Below are 17,860 nucleotides of genomic sequence, written 5' to 3' on the forward strand. Positions count from 1 at the left end.
AACCCAACGCACGTCTACACGCTCCGAGTGAATTCCCCAAGGGAACAGAGGTTAGAAAAATTACTGAGATCCCACCTAACTGCAGGTCGCGGGGCGGTGCTTCCGGGGCAGACCCGGACGGGTCACCTTGCCGGCGGCGACCGAGCCACCATCTCAACGGCCGAACCCGCTGGAGCCCGGAGGAATGCCCGCCATGTTCATCGCGATGAACCGGTTCAAGGTCTACAAGGATGCTGCGCAGGACTTCGAGCAGGTCTGGCTCGGGCGCGACAGCCACCTGGGCGAGATGCCGGGATTCGTCGAGTTCCACCTGCTGCGCGGGCCGGAGGCGGAGGACCACATCCTCTACGCTTCGCACACGATCTGGTCCTCGAAGGCCGATTTCGAGGCCTGGACCCGTTCCGAGCAGTTCCGCAAGGCTCATAGCCGCGCCCCGGGGACGAAGCCGCTCTATCTCGGCCACCCGCAATTCGAGGGGTTCGAGACGATCCAGACCGTCGCCCGGAACGACTGAGTTCCGGTCCCGGAGCGGGGCTCGCGCCCCGCTCCCGCGTCGCCGTCTCAGGCGGCGCGGGGCGCCTCGAGCCGCGGCAGGAACGCCGCCATGAGGCCCACCGCCGGCAGGAAGGCGCAGAGGCCGTAGACGTACTCGATGCTGGTCCGGTCGGCGACCTCGCCCAGCACCGCGGCCCCCAGGCCCCCCATGCCGAAAGCGAAGCCGAAGAACAGCCCGCCGACGAGGCCGACCCGGCCGGGGAGCAGCTCCTGGGCGTAGACCAGGATCGCCGGCATCGCCGAGGCCAGGATCATGCCGATCGGCACCGTCAGCGCCACCGTCCAGAACAGGTTGGCGTGGGGCAGCGCCAGGGTGAAGGGCAGGACCCCGAGGATCGAGCCCCAGATCACCACCTTGCGGCCGAACCGGTCGCCGATCGGCCCGCCCGCCACCGTGCCGGCCGCGACCGCGCCGAGGAACACGAACAGGTAGAGCTGCGATTCCTGCACCGACACGCCGAAGCGGTGGATCAGGTAGAAGGTGAAGTACGAGCTCAGGCTCGCCATGTAGAAGTACTTGGAGAAGATCAACACCAGCAGGACCGCGATGGTGGCGACCACCTTGCCCCGCGGCAGGGTCCGTCCGCCGGCCCCGCCCTTGCGGGGACGGGCCGCCCCGGTGCGCAGCCGCTCCCGGTACCAGCGACCCACGCCCGACAGCACCACGAAGCCCGCGAGCGCCGCGACCGCGAACAGCGCGACGCTGCTCTGGCCGAGCGGCACCACGATGAAGGCGGCGAGCAGCGGGCCCAGCGCCGAGCCGGCATTGCCGCCGACCTGGAACACCGACTGGGCGAGGCCGTAGCGCCCGCCCGAGGCGAGACGGGCGACCCGCGAGGCCTCGGGGTGGAAGATCGCCGAGCCGAGGCCGATGCAGCAGGCGGCCAGGATCAGGAGCTCGTAGGTTCCGGCATGGGACAGGAGCAGCAGGCCGCAGAGCGAGAGCAGCATCCCGGTGGCGAGGGAGAACGGCATCGGCCGCTTGTCGGTGACGAGGCCGACCACCGGCTGCAGCAGCGAGGCGGTGAGCTGGAACGCCAGGGTGAGCACGCCGATCTGGGCGAAGTCGAGGGCGTAGGCCTGCTTGAGGAGCGGGTAGATCGCCGGCAGCAGCGACTGGATCATGTCGTTGAGGAGGTGCGACAGGCTCAGGCCGCCGAGCACCAGGGCCGCCGGGCCGGCCGCGGCCGGAGCGACGATCGTCGTCGCCGGCGCGGCCTGCGGCGGTCCGGTCACCGGCGCCGCGACGGCCTCGAGGTCCCCGCTCTCTCCCGTCGCGCTCGCTCGCGCGCCGCTCGCCGTCGCATCCATCGCCTGAGGCCTCCCCGGGCGGCCGTCACGCCGGCCGTCTCGCGCCGCGCCACCTGTCGGACCAGGGGTTACGGCCGACCGTCCCATACACCCGCCACGGGGCTGCGTCCCGTCGCGGGCCGCAGGGCTGGAATGCCCCCGGTCCCGGGCTTGCTGTCAGTCCCTTCAAGCGCCGGTGACGGGCCCCGGGATGTGCGATAACGGCACATGTCCACCCGGTCCGTTCCGAGCCGGCACAGATGCGGTCACGGGTCATCTCGCCATGCGACACGAACGGTTCCCGGAGGACGGCAACGCCCATCTCGCCTCGTCCGAGGCGCGGGCGGTCTGGAACGCGCTCCTGCCCCGGCGCGGCCGTGCCCTGCTGCGCCTCGCGATCGCGGGCGGCGCGGCGCTCGCCGAGCTCGTGGCCGTGGCCCTCACCGGGCTCGCCTGCGAGATGGTCTACCACCTCGTGTCGTACGAGCGGCAGCCGGAGCTGGGCCCGTCCCTCGCCGTCGGGCTGTTCCTCGGCCTGTTCGTGGTGCTGCCGAACATCGCCCGGGGCGAGTACAGCATCGAGAACTACCTCGCCCGCGCGCCGCATTTCCGGCGGATCGTCAGCCTGTGGCTCGCCGCCTGGGCGGTGGTGCTGGTCCTCGGCTTCCTCAGCAAGACGACCGGCGACCATTCCCGCGTCGCGGCGCTCGCGACGTTCCTCACCGGCCTTCCGGCCCTCGTCGCCACCCGGCTCGTCACCGTGGGGCTGGTGCGCCGGCTGATCACGCCGCGCTCCGACTCCGCGCGCCGCATCCACCTGATCGGCTACGAGGAGGACGTCGCGAGCTTCTACGCCACCCACGACACCGCGGCGCTCGGCCTGCGGGTGATCGGCGTCAGCACCCTGCGCGACGCGCCGGAGGGCGGCGACCAGGAGGCGCGCCGGACCCAGCTCTCGGAAGATCTCGATCTCAGCGTCTCGGTGGTGCGCTTCCTGCGCCCCGACGACGTGTTCGTGCTCGTGCCCTGGGCCGAGGTCGAGGACCTGGAGGCCTGCGTCGACGCGTTCCTGCGGGTGCCGGTCGCCCTGCACCTGCGCCCGGGCCGGGTGATGGACCGCTTCAGCGACGTGCGGGTCGGCCGGGTCGGGCTGCTCACCGGTATCAATGTCGGCCGTGCGCCGCTCTCCCCCGTCGAGATCGCGGCCAAGCGGGCCTTCGACCTCGTGGTCGCGTCGCTGGCCCTCGTCGCGCTCTCGCCGCTGCTGCTCCTCATCGCGATCCTGATCCGCCTCGACAGCCGCGGCCCGAGCCTGTTCCGGCAGAAGCGCTACGGCTTCAACCAGGAGGCGTTCTCTGTGTTCAAGTTCCGCAGCATGCGGACCGAGGCCGGCAGCAGCTTCCGCCAGGCGACCCGGGACGACGACCGCATCACCCGCATCGGCCGTATCCTGCGGCGCACCAACCTCGACGAGTTGCCCCAGCTCCTCAACGTGATCCGAGGCGACATGTCGCTCGTCGGCCCCCGCCCCCACGCGGTCGCCCACGACCGCAGCTTCGAGCGCCGCATCGCCCTCTACGCGCGCCGCCACAACGTGCGGCCCGGCATCACCGGCTGGGCCCAGGTGAACGGCCTGCGCGGCGAGACCCTGACGGACGCCGACATGCAGCGGCGCGTCGAGCACGACCTGTTCTACATCGACAACTGGTCGCTGTGGTTCGACCTGCGGATCCTGGTGATGACGGTGGTGGCCCGGAGCGCGTTCCGGAACGCGTATTGAGAGGGCGAGGACCCGCCGCCGCCGGCGGCGGGCCCGGATCCGCTCAGCTCGCGAGGCGCCGGCCCTGGCGACGGCTCTCCTCGAAGGCCTGGAGGTCGAGGGCGAGGCCGACGACCTGGTCGGACTTGAGCCGGGTCGGATCGATCGGCCCGCCGAAGCCGTGGCCGAGGTAGATCTCCTGGACGTCCGGCGTGCGCATGGCGCCGCCCATGGTCCAGTTCGGGAAGAGCCGCGCCGCGACGTCGCGCACGTTGAGGATCGTCGCGCCCGCGTGGCGCGGGTCCCGGGCGATGCGGTTGTAGGTCTCCGTCACCTTGGCGCGCTCGCCCTCCAGGATCTGCACGAACCATTGGCTGTCGAAGATCAGGAACCCGGTGATTCCGTCGCGGCCGTTGTTGCGCTGGGAGGCGGAAAGGATCTCGCGCATGTTGGTCAGCATGGCGCGGTCGCCGCCCGGAACGGTGTTGCGGCTGTAATAGACGAGCTGATGGATCATCGACGCTTCACTCCACCGGCCCGAGGCGGATAGCGCTCGCAGGAGCGTCCGGGGCCGTCATCGTGCGCCGAACACGGCTGGCGTGTCCGGCGAAGCCACGAACATGGGGCGGAGCGATCAAGAGACGACACGCCGTCTCTCGGCAGCATTAACGGATCATCCCGATCGATGAGCGAAGTCGATCCGTGGATCTTAACATGGAGCAAGTACTGCAATACGCGGAACGACGGCGTGCCGGATCACTCGGCCTCCGCCTTGCCCTGGCACGCCCCGCACTCCCCCTCGATCTCGACGATCCGGCTCGCCGGCTTGAAGCCGGCCTGGGCCAAAGTCCGGTCGAGGCTGCGCTCGATCTCGGCCGAGGTGGTCTCGTCGACGTTGCCGCAGCGGCGGCAGATCAGGAAGACCGCGCTCTCGCCGGCGCCGTGGCCGTGCTCGCAGGGGACGAAGGCGTTGCGGCTGGCGATGCGGTGGACGAGGCCGTGCTCGGTGAGGAAATCGAGGGCGCGGTAGACCGAGACCGCGGCGACGCGCTTGCCCGGGACGCTCAGGCGCTCGGCGATGTCGTAGGCGCCGAGCGGGCGGCCCTCCTCGGCGACCACCTCCAGGGTGCGCCGGCGCAGGGCCGTGAATTGCAGCCCGCGTGCCTGCGCCAGCCGCTCGGCCCGGGCCACGAGGTCGCCCGCCCTGGCGGGTCCATGCGCGCAGGCGCCGTGGTCGTGAGCCCCGTGCGTGCCGGCGTTCTGCGTCCGGTCCTCGTGCGCGTGATGCCCGCAGGTTCCGTGCTCGTCCATACCCTGCTCGTCCATGCGCTCCCCTCCCGCCGCCATCCTCAGGACGATGGACTACCTCAACCCGGCGGCGGTTGACAGGTCCGGCCTGTTACAGTGTAACGCTCGGCGCTTGGGCGGCATCCGGCCGTCCTCATATGGGGTTCGCGACGGCGCCCGCCGAGGGCGTGCCCCGGATCCCGAAGCGACGAATCGCCGATGCCGCACGATCATGGCTCCGCCGAGCGGGCCGACGCCGCCGTTCCGCGCCGCCTGCCGGCGCCGTTCTCCCTGCTGCGGCAGGGGGTCGGGCCGCGTCTCGCCCTGGCGGCCCTGCCCGCCCTCGTGGTCTGGGCCCTGATCGGCTGGGCGATGGCGTGATGGAGCGTCTCACCACCTCCGCACCGGGCGGCACTCTCGCGTTTCGCGGCCTGACCCTGGGCTATGCCCGCCACCCGGCGGTCCATCACCTCGACGGCGCGATCCCACCCGGCTCGCTCACCGCGGTGGTCGGGCCGAACGGCGCGGGCAAGTCGACCCTGCTCAAGGGCATCATGGGCGAGATCCGCCCGCTCGAGGGCGAGGTCGTGCGCGCCGGCCTCGCCCGGCACGACATCGCCTACCTCCCCCAGGCCGCCGAGATCGACCGGGCCTTTCCGATCGGGGTCTTCGACCTCGTGGCGATGGGGCTGTGGCGCCGGGTCGGGCCGTGGCGCTCGCTCAAGCGCCATCGCGACGCCGTCGAGGCGGCCCTGGCGGCGGTGGGACTGACCGGCTTCGAGCGCCGGCCGATCGGCACCCTGTCGGGCGGCCAGCTGCGCCGGGCGCTCTTCGCCCGGGTCCTGCTCCAGGATGCCCGGGTGATCCTGCTCGACGAGCCCTTCGCGGCGATCGACGCCCGCACCACCGACGAATTGCTCGCCCTGGTCCATGGCTGGCACGGCGAGGGCCGGACCGTCGTGGCGGTGCTGCACGACCTCGACCAAGTCGCCCGCCACTTCCCCGAGACCCTGCTCCTCGCCCGCGAGGTGGTGGCCTGGGGCGCCACCGCCGGGGTGCTGACGCCGGACAACCTGCGCCGCGCCCGCCGGCTCTGCGAGGCCTGGGACGAGGAGGCGCCGGTCTGCCGGGTGCCCGCGGCCCGGCCCGGCCCGGACGCCCACCCCCAATCCCACGACCACGGATCTCCCGATCCCGCGCCGCACGACCACGGGTCGCACGGCCGCCACAGCCATGGGCACGCCGCGTGATCGATCTCCTGACGGCGCCCTTCGTCGAGTTCGCCTTCATGCGCCGGGCGCTCGCCGGCTGCGTCGCCCTGTCGGTGGGCGCCGCCCCGGTCGGCGTTTTCCTCACCCTGCGGCGCATGAGCCTGATGAGCGAGGCGATGAGCCACGCCATCCTGCCGGGGGCCGCGATCGGCTTCCTGTGGGCCGGGCTGTCGCTGCCGGCGATGACGCTCGGCGGCCTCGTCGCCGGCCTCGCGGTGGCGATGCTCTCGGGCTTCGTCGCCCGCTCGACGGTCTTGCGGGAGGATGCGAGCCTGGCGGCGTTCTACCTGATCTCGCTCGCCGGCGGCGTGCTGCTGATCTCGGCCCGAGGCTCGTCGATCGACCTCCTCCACATCCTGTTCGGCACGGTGCTGGCGCTCGACGACGACGCGCTGGTGCTGCTCGGCGGCATCGCGACCGTGACGCTCGCGGGCCTCGCCGTCGCCTACCGGCCGCTGGTGATGGAATGCGTCGATCCGCTCTTCCTGCGCTCGGTCGGCCGGGCGAGCGGGCCGGTGCACTACGCCTTCCTGGCGCTCGTGGTGCTCAACCTCGTCGGGGGCTTCGCGGCGCTCGGCACGCTGCTCGCGGTCGGGCTGATGCTGCTGCCGGCGATCACCGCCCGGTTCTGGGCCCTCGACCTCAGCGGCCTGCTGCCGGCCTCGGTGATCCTGGCGCTGATGGCGAGCGTCGCGGGGCTGCTCGTCTCCTACTATGCCAGCCTGCCGACCGGCCCGGCGATCGTGCTGGCGGCGGGCGCGCTCTATCTCGCCTCGATGCTGCTCGGGCCCCGCGGCGGCCTGGTCTGGCGCCTGATGCCGGCCCGCCACCTCGAGGCGTGAGGGCCGTTATCCGGAGGCCCGCGGCGTTTGCGGCGGCTCGCCCCGGTGGGCCGCCCGCCGGCAGGCATCCGAGCAGTAGCGCACCTCGTCCCAGACCCGTTCCCACTTCTTGCGCCAGGCGAAGGGCCGGCCGCATTGGGCACAGATCTTCTGCGGCAGGTCGCCCTTGCGGCGCATCTTCGGCATCGGCTCAGCGCCCGGTCTTGTCGGCGTCGGCCAGCGGGATCGCGCTCCAGCGGGTGACCTGCATGTAGCCGTCCCGGGCCGCCACCAGGATCTGGCGGCGGTAGCTGTGCACCACCGTGCCGGGGACGTGGCGGTGGGGCTCGGTCCAGCCCTGGGCCTCCTGGACGAAGACCCGGCCGTCGTTGATCCGCGCCAGGGTCTCGATGGCACCGAAGGCCCGGACCCGGCGCAGGATCGCCTCGACCGGCTGACGGAAGTCGAGGGTGCGGTCGAGGTCGCTCACCCGCGGCCAGTAGGCGCCGTCCCCCTGCGGCTCGGCCTTGCGCCACAGGGCGGGCAGGTCGCGGGCGATCGGGCCGCGGGCGAGCCGCATCGCCGCCATCTGGCAGCGGGCGAGAAGGGTCTCGTGGGTCTCGGCGCGCGACAGCGGGAAGAGATCCTGGGCCAGGATGTCGCCGGTGTCGAACCCGTCCTCGGCGAGCACGTGGGCGGTGACGCCCCAGCTCTCGTAGGAATCGAGGATGGCGCGGAACAGCGGGTAGGGCCCGCGCCCGTCCGGCAGCGGCGAAGGGTGGACGTTGAGGGCGTAGCGCACCCGGCCCGGCCAGCCGGTGATCAGCCAGGGGTAGCCTGCCACCACCAGGGCCCAATCGCGGCCGTGCTCGGCCGACAGCGCCTCGATGTCCGACGCCCGCAGGCGCGAGAGCTGCATCGGCACCCGGTGGCGCCGCGCCAGGGCCACCACCGCGTCGTTCTGGTCGTAGATCCCGTCGCAGGGCCGGGTGAACAGCTTGATCGGCTGCCAGCCCGCCGCGACCAGGCCCTCGAACACCCCGCCGAGGAAATCGATGCCCGCGAAGGCGAATTTCACGTCACGGCTCCCTTCTCCACAGGCCGGCACCCGCCGCCGGTCCCCTGCGTCAGTTCGGCCCGGCCCGGCGCCCCCGGAACGCCCTAGCTAGCGTTATGGGCAGGCGGAAGGGAGCCGCAATGGCGCACGAGACGATTCACGGTGCGGCCCGCCGCCGCCGATCCCCCTTGCGCCACCTCCGCCTCATCCTCGGCGACCAGCTCCACCCGCGGCTCGCCACCCTCACCGACCTCGATCCCGAGGCCGACACGGTGCTGATGGTCGAGGTCGCCGAGGAGGCGACCTACGTGCGCCACCACAAGCAGAAGCTGGTACTGGTCTTCTCGGCCATGCGCCATTTCGCGGCCGAGCTGCGCGAGCGCGGCGTCCGGGTCGATTACGTGGAGCTGGAAGACCCGGGCAATACCGGCTCCTTCACCGGCGAGGTCGCCCGCGCCGTCGCCCGGCACGCACCCGACCGGATCGTCGTGACCGAGGCCGGCGAATGGCGGGTCGAGGCGATGATGCGCGACTGGGAGGAGGCGTTCGGCCTGCCCGTCGAGATCCGGGACGATACCCGCTTCCTGTGTCCGCGCCCGGTCTTCGCCCGCTGGGCGGAGGGGCGCGAGGCCCTGCGGATGGAGACCTTCTACCGCGCCATGCGCAAGCGCACCGGCTTTCTGATGGAGGGGCGCGATCCGGTCGGCGGCCAGTGGAACTTCGACCACGACAACCGCCGTCGCCTGCCCGCCGGCCACGCCGTGCCGGAGCGGCGCCGCTTCGCGCCCGATGCCGTCACCCGGGCGGTGATGGCTCTCGTCGCGCGCCGCTTCCCCGACCATTTCGGCGACCTCGACGGCTTTGCCTGGCCGGTGACCCGGGCCGAGGCGCTGGCGGCCCTGCGGCACTTCCTCGACGATTGCCTGCCCGGGTTCGGCGACTACCAGGACGCGATGCGCGCGGGCACGCCGTTCCTGTATCACGGGCTGATCGCGCCCGCGCTCAATCTCGGCCTCCTCGACGCCGAGGAGGTCTGCCGCGCGGCCGAGGAGCGCTGGCGCGAGGGGGCGGCGCCGCTCAACGCGGTCGAGGGCTTCATCCGCCAGATCCTGGGCTGGCGCGAATACGTGCGCGGGCTCTACTGGGCCCGGATGCCGGACTATCCCGACACCAACGCCCTCGAGGCCACCCGCGACCTGCCGTGGTTCTACTGGTCGGGCGAGACCGCCATGGCCTGCCTCGCCGAATGCGTGCGCGACACCAAGGCCCATGCCCACGCCCACCACATCCAGCGGCTGATGGTGCTCGGCAATTTCGCGCTGCTCGCCGGTCTCGCCCCCGCCCAGGTCGAGGAATGGTTCCTGGTGGTCTATGCCGACGCCTACGAGTGGGTGGAACTTCCCAACGTCCACGGCATGGCGCTCTGGGCCGATGGCGGGCTCCTCGGCTCCAAGCCCTATGCCGCCTCGGGCGCCTATATCGACCGGATGTCGGATTACTGCCGGGCCTGCGCCTACGACGTGAAGGCGAAGAGCGGCGAGACGGCCTGCCCGTTCAACTACCTGTACTGGAACTTCCTGATCACCCACGAGGAGCGCCTGAGCCGCAACCCGCGCCTCGCCATGCCCTACCGGACTCTCGCCAAGATGGCGTCGGCGCGCCGCGCCGAGGTGCTGGCGGATTCGGCCCGCTTCCTCGACAATCTGAACGCCTCAGAGGGGGAGCCAGGCGGCGAGCATGCCGTAGGCGCCCGGGCGCCGGATCTGTTCCTCGTAGACCCAGCCGGCTGAGACCCGCAGGCGCAGATCGGCGGAGATCGCGGCCGGGAGCGCGACGTCGGTCGCGTGCAGGCCGAGGCTCCATTTCCGGTAGCCCGTGAGGTCGGCATAGAGCGCGGCCTCCGGCCCGAGATAGGCCGCGCCGAGGCCCATCCCCCGCAAGCCCGGCATCCGCATTCCCCAGGACACCCGGCCCCAGACGCTGCCGCGGGCGGTGCCGGCGATGAGCGTGGCGGTGACGAGGGTCGCCTCGCTCGGCCGCGCCCACAGCTCCGCCTGAACCCTGGCCCCGAGCCGCGGCGCGGGCAGCCGCTTCGTGCCGGGGCTGTCCAGCACCTCGAAGGCGAGCTCCGGCCCGGCGAACAGTGCGACGACCCCCCACTCGTGCATCCACTGCCACCCGGCCACGGCACCGGCCTGGACGGTGTGACGCTGCGTCCGGGGGGGGCGCAGGCCCGCCGCGGCGCGCGGATCGCCCCACCAGTCCCGTTCGGTCCGCATCCCGTAGCCGACGGCCGCCAGGGCGACGAAGCCGCTTCGGTCCATCCCGCCGGGTCCGACCTTGGCACCGGCGCTGACGAAGGTGGACCGTCCGGCATCGAGACTGCCGAACAGCACCGTCCGCACCTCGTCCCGGCCATCGGCGCGGAGGTCTTCGGCACGGACGTCGTCGGGGCAGCCGAGAAAGGCCGCGGTCCATATCAGAGCATGGCGAGCCGCAGGAGGCACGTCGGCCGAATCCGTCATTGCACGAATGGAAATATCTTTTCCATTGGACGCAACGTCAACCGGCGCGATCCGGCATCACACAGTGGATGTCGGGCTCCAGCCCTCTCTCGATTGTGCCGGATACATACCCGCGGGAGGTGGGGCACCCGGCCGGCCACCAGGTACTCGCGCACCCCGAAGCCGTCCGGTACCGTTCTTGACGGGACAAATTGTCAGCACTCGGCCAGATCGGCTGCCAATGCTTGAGATAACAAGGGTTTAGAGCCTCGTCCTGCTTGATCGTAACGATCGGTTAACCGCATCATCGCACCCTTGGTCGGCAAAGCGCTTCGCACCCCGAGAAGGATCTTCACCACACGAGGAGGTTCCATGGTCTCGAAGGAGTTCAGGCAGCAGATCGAGGGTTACGGCCTGACCACGGCCCACATCCTGTACCGCATCCCCGATCACCCCGGCGTCCTCCAGACCTTCGTCTGGCAGGAATACGACCTCGCCCCGCGCTTCCCGGTCCTCACCGGGTTCCTCGAATTCTGGAAGCGCGAGCTGGACGGACCGCTTCACTCGGTCCGGGTCGCGCATTCCCGGCTGATCAAGCCGGCGGAGTTCCGCGCCGTGAACGGCGTGCTGACCCTGCATTGAGCCGGGGAAGGGCCGACGATTTTTCGGCCTCTGCCCTACGATTGCCTGTTTGGCCGTGTGTGAGACCGCAACAGCCGCGCCCGGACGGGCGCGGCGCTCACGTCGGTGAACCATGCACAGGCGCCTCCTCTCCGCCGCCGGCCCGCTTCGACGGCGGTTCGCGCCCCTTGCCGCCGTTCCGGCCCATCCGGACCGGAATGCGGCGTCCCACGCCCGCGGGTTGGCCCGCGCGGCGGAGTGGGCTAGAGGGGGCCGCGCGACCCCGGCCCGGGGCGCCGCGCCTGCGCCGGCGAGCGTCGCCTCCTCGTTCGAGGGGGCCGCGATCCCGCCCGGGAGCGCCTCCCCGGCACCGGACGACCAGAGCCCCGTGACGCAATCCGCCCGCACCTCCGAGATCCTGACGGTCCTCGCCGCCCAGGACACCGAGCGGCTGACCGTCGGCGAGATCGTGGCGGTCCTGCGCGACCGGGCCTTCGCGCTCCTCGTCGTGCTGCTCGGCCTGCCCAACTGCCTGCCGATGCCGCCGCCGATCCCGCTGATCTGCGGCCTTCTCCTCGCGCTCGTGGCGGCACAGATCGCCGCCGGCATGTCGGCGCCCTGGCTGCCGCGCGCGCTGCTCGGCCGTTCGATCGCCCGCTCCGACCTGCAGCGGGCGGTCTCCCGCGCCGTGCCGCTGCTGCGCCGGCTCGAGCGCTGGTCGCGGCCGCGCCTGCGGGTGTTCGAGAACGACATCGGCATGCGCACCATGGGGCTTTTGCTCCTGGTGCTGTCCCTGGTGCTGATCGTCGCCGCCCCCCTGGTCGGCCAGATCCCGCTCGGGCTGGCGGTCACGCTGGTCGGCCTCGGCCTCGTCGAGCGCGACGGCATCGTGGTGGCGGCCGGCCTCGGCGTCGGCGTGCTCGGCGTGCTGCTCAACCTCGGCTTCGTCTACGCGGTCTTCACCGCGGTGGTGGGCCTGCTGAACCTCGGGGTCGCCGCGGGGGCGTGAGCCTTCGTCGCGAACGAGGGAAGAACGGTCCGGGACGGGGCGCTGCCGGGAGCACGGTCCCGGCGCGGGCGTCGGCCTGGGATGGGATCGGCCGATTCCGGTCGAACGGCACCTCACACGCGGACGGACGCGGATGTCCCTCTCGATCAACCTCCCGCTGATCCTCGCGGCGGCCTTCGTGTCGAGTGCGAGCCCGGGTCCGGCAACGCTGGCGATCGCCGATACCGCCATGCAGGCCGGGCGCCGGACCGGCCTCGCCCTCGCCGCCGGGGTCGTGACCGGTTCGCTGGCCTGGTCGATCGCGGCGGCTCTCGGCCTCGCCGCCATCATGGCGTCGAGCGCCTGGACGCTCGAGGTGCTGCGCTATTGCGGCGGCGCCTACCTGCTGTACCTCGCCTACAGGTCGGGGCGTAGCGCCGTTCGGGGCACGGCCGATCCGGAGCGGATGGCCGTCGAGGCTTCCCCCTCCCGGGCCTACGCCAAGGGGCTCGCCCTGCACCTCGCCAACCCGAAGGCGATCCTGTTCTTCGGCTCGCTCTACACGCTCGGCCTGTCGCCGCAGGCCTCGCCCGCCGAGTTGGCCCTGGTGATCGTCGCCGTCGGCCTGCAGAGCACCGCGATCTTCACCGGCTACGCCCTGCTGTTCTCGCACGGCCGGATCGCGCAGGCCTACCGGCGGTTGCGGCGCTGGTTCGAGGGCGCCTTCGCCCTGCTCTTCGCCGGGGCCGGCCTGCGGGTGCTGACGACGCGACTGCCGACCTGACCGGTCAGGACAGGTCCGCGAGCGCGGCCGGCGTATCGACGTCGATCAGGATTCCGGCCTCGTCCACCGGCAGTTCCAGAACATCGTCGCGCCGCGCCAGCAGCGGCCCGGCACCGCGGTCCCCGGTGAGGGCGGCGAGGCCGGGGCCGAGGAGACGGCGGTTGAGCAGCACCGGGTTGCCGCGCTGCCCGTCCCGCATCGGCACTACCGCGGACGGGGCGACCGGCGCGGTGCGGAACGCCGCGGCGAGGTGCCCCAGCAGGCCGGGGCCGACCCGCGGCATGTCGCCGAGGAGCACGACCGCCGCTGCGACCGGATCCGGCAGGGCGCCGAACCCGCATCGCAGCGAGGTCGACAGGCCTTCGGCAAAATCCGGATTCTCGACTGCCGTCAGGGGCAGGCCGGCCAGCGCCTCGCGCACCGCTTCGCCGGCATGGCCGAGCACCACGATCACGGGTCCGAGATCCGCCGCCACGGCGGCTTCCGCGGCGTGGCGCACCAGCGGCTTGCCGTCGAGCAGGCTCAGGAGCTTCGGGCTCGCACCGAAGCGGGTGCCGCGTCCGGCGGCGAGCAGCACCGTGCCGACCGGGTCAGGCATCGTCGGCGCTCTCCCCGCCGTCCCGCGGCTGGGGTCGCGACACGATCTCCATCAGGAGCCCGCCGACCCCGAACCCGACGATGTCGTCGCGGGTGACGGGGAGCCCCGCCAGCAGCCGTTGCAGCACCCAGTCGAAGCCGTTCTCCTTCGGCGAGCGGGCGCAGCCGGGCGCCCCGATCACCGGCACGGGGGTCGCCGTGCCGGGGCCCAGCCGGCCGAGCAGAAGCAGGTTGCCGGGATCGACCGGCATGCCGAGATGGTCGACCAAGCCGCCGGCCGCCTCGATTCCGGCCGGGATCACGTCGCGCCGGTCGGCGATGGCCGAGGCACCGAACACCACAGCCAGTTCCGCGCCGTCCCGCTCGATCGCGTCCCGCAGGGCCTGCGCCACCGCGGCGGAATCGTGCGCCACCCGGGCCTCGGCGACGATGCGCGCGCCGGCCGGGCTCAGGCGCGCCTCGAGGGTGCGCAGGGTCTTGTCGACGACGCTGGCCTTCAGGCCCGGCAGCAGGGTCGAGATCGCCGCGACGCGGGTCAGGCGGTAGGGCGCGACCCGGATCGCCGGGGCGGCCACGGCGAGCGCCCGGTCGAGGACCGCGCCCGGCACCGCGTAGGGGATGATCTTGACGGTCGCCACCATCTCGCCGGGGACCACCGGCTTGAACGCCGCGAGGGTCGCGAGGGTCACTGCCTCGTCGATCCGGTTGACCGCGCCGATCGTTCCCTCGTCGAGGCAGAGCAGCCCGGGTTGCGCGGCGTGAAGGTTGGCCCGGCCGGTGAACGGCGGCTCGACGCCGACGCCCGGTCCCGCGACGGCCGCAGCGAGCCGTTGCGCCGCCTCGTCCTCGCCGACGTCACCCGGTTCGAGGGTCACCGCCACCACCTCGGCGATGCCGGAGGCTGCGAGGCGGGCGGCGTCCTCGGCACCGATCGCCCGGCCCTTCCTCACCACGGCGTCGCCGGCGCGCACCGAATGGGCGGCGATCAGCCCGGCGGCCTCTCCGATCGGAACCGGACCGAACCTCATGCGGGGGCTCGCCGCCGGTCCTGGCGCAGGCTCGCGATCACCTGGGCCAGCACCGAAACGGCGATCTCGGCCGGGCTGACGGCACCGATGTCGAGGCCGATCGGCGCGGCGATGCGGGCGATCCGGGCTTCGCTCAACCCCGCGGCGGTCAGGCGCTCGACGCGCCGGCCATGCGTCTTCCGCGAGCCCAGCGCCCCGACATAGAAGCACTCCGCCCTGAGCGCCGCGATCAGCGCCGGGTCGTCGATCTTCGGGTCATGGGTCAGGGCCGCCACCGCGGTGTAGCGGTCGAGGGGCGGCAGCTGCGCCAGGGCATCGTCGGGCCAGAGGGCCAGGAGCGGCACGTCGGGGAAGCGCTCCGGCGTCGCGAAGGCGGTGCGCGGGTCGATGATGGTGACGTCGAGGTCGGTTGCCTGCGCCATCGGCGCCAGCGCCTGGCTGATATGAACGGCGCCGATCACCACGAGCCGCGGCGGCGGCACCTGCACGGTCAGGAACAGCGAACGGCCGTCGGCCTCGACGATTCCGCTCTTGCCCGACCGGAACCGGGCGGCGAGTTCGGCGGCCAGGGGATCGCCCTCGGCGTCGGCCTCGCGCACCAGGCGCTGCGTGCCGTCGGCGGTGTCGGTGACCAGGATGACGGCGCGGCGGGCGGCGCGCTCCCGGTTCATCTCCCGCAGGATGTCGAGCCTCACGCGACCGCCTCGACCAGCACGCGGATGCGCCCGCCGCAGGACAGGCCGACCCGCCAGGCAGTCTCGTCGGCGACGCCGAATTCGAGCACCCGGGGTTGGCCGTCCTCGATCACGTCGGCGGCCTCGGCGATGACCGCGCCCTCGACGCAGCCGCCCGAGACCGAGCCGAGGAAATTGCCCTCCTGGTCGATGATCAGGTGCGAGCCGACCGGGCGCGGGGCCGAGCCCCAGGTCTCGATCACGGTGGCGAGCGCCACGCCCCGGCCGGCGTCGCGCCAGGCCTCGGCGGTGGCGAGGATGTCGGTATCGGTCGACAGCATCGGACAAACGTCTCCAGGGCCGTTAGCCCCTCACAGGAGGTAGGATCTAGCCGGCCTCGCGCAACCACGCCGTCGGCTCGCGCCCGCGCGGCTGGTGCGCGCCGAGCGCGCGGCAGAGATCCGCCATCGCCGACAGGCTGTGGATCGGCCGGAAATCGTCGACATGGGGCAGCATCGCCCGGATGCCGCTGGCGCGCGCCGAAAACCCCTCGAAGCGCAGGAGCGGGTTGAGCCAGACCAGCCGCCGGCACGAGCGGCGCAGGCGGTCCATCTCGTGGGTCAGCTCCGGCGTCACCTCGCGCTCGAGCCCGTCGGTGAACAGCAGCACCACCGCGCCGCCGCCGAGCACCCGGCGCGACCAGTGCCGGTTGAACAGGTGCAGGGCCTCGGCGATGCGGGTGCCGCCCTCCCAATCCTGCGCCCGGGCGCTGGCGCGGGACAAGGCCTCGTCGGGATCGCGGCGGGTCAGCTCCCGGGTGATGTTGGTGAGCCGCGTCGCGAAGACGAAGCTGTGCACCTTCCGCTGCTCGCTCATCGCGTGCAGGAAGTGCAGGAACAGGCGCGAATACTCCGCCATCGAGCCGGAGATGTCGCAGAGCGCCACGACCGGCGGCGGCCGCTCCCGCGGCGCCCGGAAGGCGAGGTCGATGGCGCCGCCGGCCCGCACCGTGCGCTGGAAGCTGCGGCGCGGATCGATGCGCCCGCGCGCCCGCGCCTCGAACCGTCGTGTCCGGGTCGCGTCGTCGGGGAGCCGCAAGCTCGCGATGAGGCGGCGGGCCTGGGCCACCTCCTCCGCGCTCATCTGGGCGAAGTCCTTGGCCTTCAGCACCTCGGCCTGCGACACCGACAGGGTGACGGTGGTGAGGTCTTCCTCCGTGACCTTTGGCTTCGGTCGCTCGGTCTTCGGCGACAGGGCCTCCTGTACCCGCAAGGCCCCGGCATTCGGGGGTTTGGGCGGCGCCTTATCGGGGGCGACCGGCGACATCTGGGCGATCATCTTCTCGATGAGGTCGCGCCGGCGCCAAAAGAGCCGGAAGGCCTCGGCGAACAGGGCCGAATGCTCGCGCCGGCGCACCAGCACGGCGTGCAGCGTCCAGTAGAAATCCTCGCGGGTGCCGATGCCGGCGGCCTCGACCGCCGCGACGGCGTCGATCACGTCGCCGGGCCCGACCGGCACGCCGGCGGTGCGCAGCGCCCGGGCGAAATACGCGATGTTGTCCGGGAGCCGGCCGGAGCCGGCGGGGCTCTCGCTCATCCGGCGGAGGACCGGACCTCGTCGAGCAGCGCCTTCGCCCGCCCGCCCCGCATCGCCTGGATGTCGTCCTGGTATTTCAGCAGCACGCCGAGCGTGTCGATGACCAGTGTCGGATCGAGGGCGATCGCGTCGAGCTCGACCAGCGCCGTGGCCCAGTCCAGGGTCTCGGCGACGCCCGGCGCCTTGAACAGGTCCTCCTTGCGGATCGCCTGCACGAAGGCGACGACCTGGCGCGACAGGGCCTCCGGCGCCTGCGGCAGGCGGCTGCGCAGGATCTGCAACTCGCGCTCCGCATCTGGGTAATCGACCCAGTGGTAGAGGCAGCGGCGCTTGAGGGCGTCGTGGATCTCGCGGGTGCGGTTCGAGGTCAGGATCACCAGCGGCGGCTCGGGCGCGCGGATCGTGCCGAGTTCGGGGATCGTGACCTGGAAGTCGGACAGGACTTCGAGCAGGAAGGCCTCGAACGCCTCGTCGGTGCGATCCAATTCGTCGATCAGCAGCACCGGCGCTCCGCCCGCCCCGGGCTCCAGGGCCTGGAGCAGCGGCCGGCGGATCAGGTAGCGCTCGGAGAACAATTCGGATTCCAGCCGCTCGCGATCGACGGCGCCGCCGGCCTCGGCGAGGCGAATCGCCATCATCTGGCCGGCATAGTTCCACTCGTAGACGGCGGCCGCGACGTCGAGCCCCTCGTAGCATTGCAGCCGGATCAGCGGCCGGCCGAGGGATTTGGCCAGCACCTTGGCGATCTCGGTCTTGCCGACGCCCGCCTCGCCTTCGAGGAAGAGCGGCCGTTGCAGCTTGAGCGACAGAAAGACCACGGTGGAGAGCGCCCGGTCGGCGACGTAGCCGGCCGACGAGAGCAGCGCCTGGGTGGCGTCGATGGAGGTGGGGAGAGTCATGCGGCGGCGGGAGATTCTCGCGGGGGGCGGTGGGCGTCCGCCGGGGTATTTTGCTTCGGTGACGAATATTGGAGTGGACCAGCGCCGATCCAGTCCCTCCCCCCTCTGCGGCAGGGCTTTCCGGGGAAA

Annotated in this window: 21 protein-coding genes; 9 read left to right on the plus strand and 12 right to left on the minus strand. The window is 72.2% G+C overall.

Translation table 11 applies throughout. The features are described from left to right. The first annotated feature begins 193 nt into the window (after positions 1 to 193). Positions 194 to 514: a heme-degrading protein HmuQ gene (gene hmuQ / locus miv_RS15550; RefSeq protein ID WP_048425756.1), complete on the plus strand. Its 321-nt coding sequence runs from the start codon at positions 194 to 196 to the stop codon at positions 512 to 514. Between the two features lie 47 nt (positions 515 to 561). On the opposite strand, the gene miv_RS15555 is transcribed toward hmuQ, so the two are convergent. Then, a complete protein-coding gene (locus miv_RS15555) occupies positions 562 to 1,866 on the minus strand; it encodes an MFS transporter (RefSeq protein ID WP_058619338.1) in 1,305 nt (434 codons plus the stop codon). A 262-nt stretch (positions 1,867 to 2,128) separates the two neighbouring features. Between miv_RS15555 and miv_RS15560 the strand changes: the two genes are divergently transcribed. Next, positions 2,129 to 3,625, plus strand: coding sequence for an undecaprenyl-phosphate glucose phosphotransferase (locus miv_RS15560; protein WP_058619337.1), 1,497 nt, complete (start codon positions 2,129 to 2,131; stop codon positions 3,623 to 3,625). Between the two features lie 43 nt (positions 3,626 to 3,668). On the opposite strand, the gene miv_RS15565 is transcribed toward miv_RS15560, so the two are convergent. Together miv_RS15565 and miv_RS15570 are read right to left on the minus strand one after the other, a co-directional pair. Further along, on the minus strand, positions 3,669 to 4,121 hold the full coding sequence (locus tag miv_RS15565; protein WP_207177746.1) for a BLUF domain-containing protein: 453 nt from the start codon (positions 4,119 to 4,121) through the stop codon (positions 3,669 to 3,671). Positions 4,122 to 4,360: 239 nt separating this feature from the next. Next, positions 4,361 to 4,915: a Fur family transcriptional regulator gene (locus miv_RS15570; protein ID WP_048425738.1), complete on the minus strand. Its 555-nt coding sequence runs from the start codon at positions 4,913 to 4,915 to the stop codon at positions 4,361 to 4,363. Between the two features lie 195 nt (positions 4,916 to 5,110). On the opposite strand from miv_RS15570, the gene miv_RS15575 reads away from it, so the two are divergent. Genes miv_RS15575 through miv_RS15585 form a run of 3 tightly spaced genes read left to right on the plus strand, consistent with a single transcriptional unit; the run spans position 5,111 to position 7,004 of the window. Beyond that, complete coding sequence (locus tag miv_RS15575; protein ID WP_158004005.1) at positions 5,111 to 5,272, plus strand: hypothetical protein; 162 nt, start codon at positions 5,111 to 5,113, stop codon at positions 5,270 to 5,272. Continuing rightward, a complete protein-coding gene (gene aztA / locus miv_RS15580) occupies positions 5,272 to 6,141 on the plus strand; it encodes a zinc ABC transporter ATP-binding protein AztA (protein ID WP_207177747.1) in 870 nt (289 codons plus the stop codon). The genes miv_RS15575 and aztA overlap by 1 nt, the downstream gene beginning before the upstream one ends. Before the next feature lie 38 nt (positions 6,142 to 6,179). After that, positions 6,180 to 7,004, plus strand: a complete 825-nt coding sequence (locus tag miv_RS15585; RefSeq protein ID WP_167349664.1) for a metal ABC transporter permease — start codon at positions 6,180 to 6,182, stop codon at positions 7,002 to 7,004. A 6-nt stretch (positions 7,005 to 7,010) separates the two neighbouring features. Here miv_RS15585 and miv_RS15590 read toward each other — a convergent pair whose 3' ends face one another. After that, positions 7,011 to 7,190: a DUF2256 domain-containing protein gene (locus miv_RS15590; RefSeq protein WP_207177748.1), complete on the minus strand. Its 180-nt coding sequence runs from the start codon at positions 7,188 to 7,190 to the stop codon at positions 7,011 to 7,013. 4 nt (positions 7,191 to 7,194) lie between these two features. Then, the gene (locus tag miv_RS15595) at positions 7,195 to 8,061 is read right to left on the minus strand and encodes a methionyl-tRNA formyltransferase (protein WP_207177749.1); all 867 of its coding nucleotides are present in this window, start codon (positions 8,059 to 8,061) and stop codon (positions 7,195 to 7,197) included. A gap of 119 nt (positions 8,062 to 8,180) precedes the next feature. On the opposite strand from miv_RS15595, the gene miv_RS15600 reads away from it, so the two are divergent. Continuing rightward, positions 8,181 to 9,830: a cryptochrome/photolyase family protein gene (locus miv_RS15600; protein WP_207177750.1), complete on the plus strand. Its 1,650-nt coding sequence runs from the start codon at positions 8,181 to 8,183 to the stop codon at positions 9,828 to 9,830. On the opposite strand, the gene bcsS is transcribed toward miv_RS15600, so the two are convergent. Beyond that, complete coding sequence (gene bcsS / locus miv_RS15605; protein ID WP_244748543.1) at positions 9,753 to 10,436, minus strand: cellulose biosynthesis protein BcsS; 684 nt, start codon at positions 10,434 to 10,436, stop codon at positions 9,753 to 9,755. The genes miv_RS15600 and bcsS overlap by 78 nt on opposite strands. Positions 10,437 to 10,916: 480 nt before the next feature. Between bcsS and miv_RS15610 the strand changes: the two genes are divergently transcribed. From miv_RS15610 to miv_RS15620, 3 genes are all read left to right on the plus strand, one after another. Next, positions 10,917 to 11,186: an usg protein gene (locus miv_RS15610; protein ID WP_082711199.1), complete on the plus strand. Its 270-nt coding sequence runs from the start codon at positions 10,917 to 10,919 to the stop codon at positions 11,184 to 11,186. A gap of 367 nt (positions 11,187 to 11,553) precedes the next feature. Further along, positions 11,554 to 12,174, plus strand: a complete 621-nt coding sequence (locus tag miv_RS15615) for an exopolysaccharide biosynthesis protein (RefSeq protein WP_048425744.1) — start codon at positions 11,554 to 11,556, stop codon at positions 12,172 to 12,174. Positions 12,175 to 12,307: 133 nt separating this feature from the next. Next, complete coding sequence (locus miv_RS15620; protein ID WP_058619332.1) at positions 12,308 to 12,937, plus strand: LysE family translocator; 630 nt, start codon at positions 12,308 to 12,310, stop codon at positions 12,935 to 12,937. Between the two features lie 4 nt (positions 12,938 to 12,941). Here the strand turns inward: miv_RS15620 and miv_RS15625 are convergent, their stop codons facing one another. Genes miv_RS15625 through miv_RS15650 form a run of 6 tightly spaced genes read right to left on the minus strand, consistent with a single transcriptional unit; the run spans position 12,942 to position 17,731 of the window. Continuing rightward, positions 12,942 to 13,535, minus strand: a complete 594-nt coding sequence (locus miv_RS15625; RefSeq protein WP_207177752.1) for a nucleotidyltransferase family protein — start codon at positions 13,533 to 13,535, stop codon at positions 12,942 to 12,944. Beyond that, the gene (locus miv_RS15630) at positions 13,528 to 14,562 is read right to left on the minus strand and encodes a molybdopterin-binding protein (protein WP_207177753.1); all 1,035 of its coding nucleotides are present in this window, start codon (positions 14,560 to 14,562) and stop codon (positions 13,528 to 13,530) included. The genes miv_RS15625 and miv_RS15630 overlap by 8 nt, the downstream gene beginning before the upstream one ends. Then, the gene (locus tag miv_RS15635; protein WP_207177754.1) at positions 14,559 to 15,257 is read right to left on the minus strand and encodes an XdhC family protein; all 699 of its coding nucleotides are present in this window, start codon (positions 15,255 to 15,257) and stop codon (positions 14,559 to 14,561) included. The genes miv_RS15630 and miv_RS15635 overlap by 4 nt, the downstream gene beginning before the upstream one ends. Next, positions 15,254 to 15,577: an XdhC family protein gene (locus miv_RS15640; RefSeq protein ID WP_207177755.1), complete on the minus strand. Its 324-nt coding sequence runs from the start codon at positions 15,575 to 15,577 to the stop codon at positions 15,254 to 15,256. Before miv_RS15640 ends, miv_RS15635 begins: the two co-directional genes overlap by 4 nt. A gap of 46 nt (positions 15,578 to 15,623) precedes the next feature. Further along, positions 15,624 to 16,832: a vWA domain-containing protein gene (locus miv_RS15645; RefSeq protein WP_207177756.1), complete on the minus strand. Its 1,209-nt coding sequence runs from the start codon at positions 16,830 to 16,832 to the stop codon at positions 15,624 to 15,626. After that, a complete protein-coding gene (locus tag miv_RS15650; RefSeq protein ID WP_207177757.1) occupies positions 16,829 to 17,731 on the minus strand; it encodes an AAA family ATPase in 903 nt (300 codons plus the stop codon). The genes miv_RS15645 and miv_RS15650 overlap by 4 nt, the downstream gene beginning before the upstream one ends. Between the last annotated feature and the right edge of the window lie 129 nt (positions 17,732 to 17,860).

This window comes from Methylobacterium indicum (genome assembly GCF_017347565.1).
GTDB classification, from domain to species: Bacteria; Pseudomonadota; Alphaproteobacteria; order Rhizobiales; family Beijerinckiaceae; genus Methylobacterium; species Methylobacterium indicum.

Bases quoted from the DNA above. Each gene is read 5' to 3' on its own strand.
- hmuQ (WP_048425756.1), top strand. From the start codon at position 194: ATGTTCATCGCGATGAACCGGTTCAAGGTCTACAAGGATGCTGCGCAG.
- miv_RS15555 (WP_058619338.1), bottom strand. From the start codon at position 1,866: ATGGATGCGACGGCGAGCGGCGCGCGAGCGAGCGCGACGGGAGAGAGC.
- miv_RS15560 (WP_058619337.1), top strand. From the start codon at position 2,129: ATGCGACACGAACGGTTCCCGGAGGACGGCAACGCCCATCTCGCCTCG.
- miv_RS15565 (WP_207177746.1), bottom strand. From the start codon at position 4,121: ATGATCCATCAGCTCGTCTATTACAGCCGCAACACCGTTCCGGGCGGC.
- miv_RS15570 (WP_048425738.1), bottom strand. From the start codon at position 4,915: ATGGACGAGCACGGAACCTGCGGGCATCACGCGCACGAGGACCGGACG.
- miv_RS15575 (WP_158004005.1), top strand. From the start codon at position 5,111: ATGCCGCACGATCATGGCTCCGCCGAGCGGGCCGACGCCGCCGTTCCG.
- aztA (WP_207177747.1), top strand. From the start codon at position 5,272: ATGGAGCGTCTCACCACCTCCGCACCGGGCGGCACTCTCGCGTTTCGC.
- miv_RS15585 (WP_167349664.1), top strand. From the start codon at position 6,180: ATGCGCCGGGCGCTCGCCGGCTGCGTCGCCCTGTCGGTGGGCGCCGCC.
- miv_RS15590 (WP_207177748.1), bottom strand. From the start codon at position 7,190: ATGCCGAAGATGCGCCGCAAGGGCGACCTGCCGCAGAAGATCTGTGCC.
- miv_RS15600 (WP_207177750.1), top strand. From the start codon at position 8,181: ATGGCGCACGAGACGATTCACGGTGCGGCCCGCCGCCGCCGATCCCCC.
- miv_RS15610 (WP_082711199.1), top strand. From the start codon at position 10,917: ATGGTCTCGAAGGAGTTCAGGCAGCAGATCGAGGGTTACGGCCTGACC.
- miv_RS15620 (WP_058619332.1), top strand. From the start codon at position 12,308: ATGTCCCTCTCGATCAACCTCCCGCTGATCCTCGCGGCGGCCTTCGTG.
- miv_RS15625 (WP_207177752.1), bottom strand. From the start codon at position 13,535: ATGCCTGACCCGGTCGGCACGGTGCTGCTCGCCGCCGGACGCGGCACC.
- miv_RS15630 (WP_207177753.1), bottom strand. From the start codon at position 14,562: ATGAGGTTCGGTCCGGTTCCGATCGGAGAGGCCGCCGGGCTGATCGCC.
- miv_RS15640 (WP_207177755.1), bottom strand. From the start codon at position 15,577: ATGCTGTCGACCGATACCGACATCCTCGCCACCGCCGAGGCCTGGCGC.
- miv_RS15645 (WP_207177756.1), bottom strand. From the start codon at position 16,832: ATGAGCGAGAGCCCCGCCGGCTCCGGCCGGCTCCCGGACAACATCGCG.
- miv_RS15650 (WP_207177757.1), bottom strand. From the start codon at position 17,731: ATGACTCTCCCCACCTCCATCGACGCCACCCAGGCGCTGCTCTCGTCG.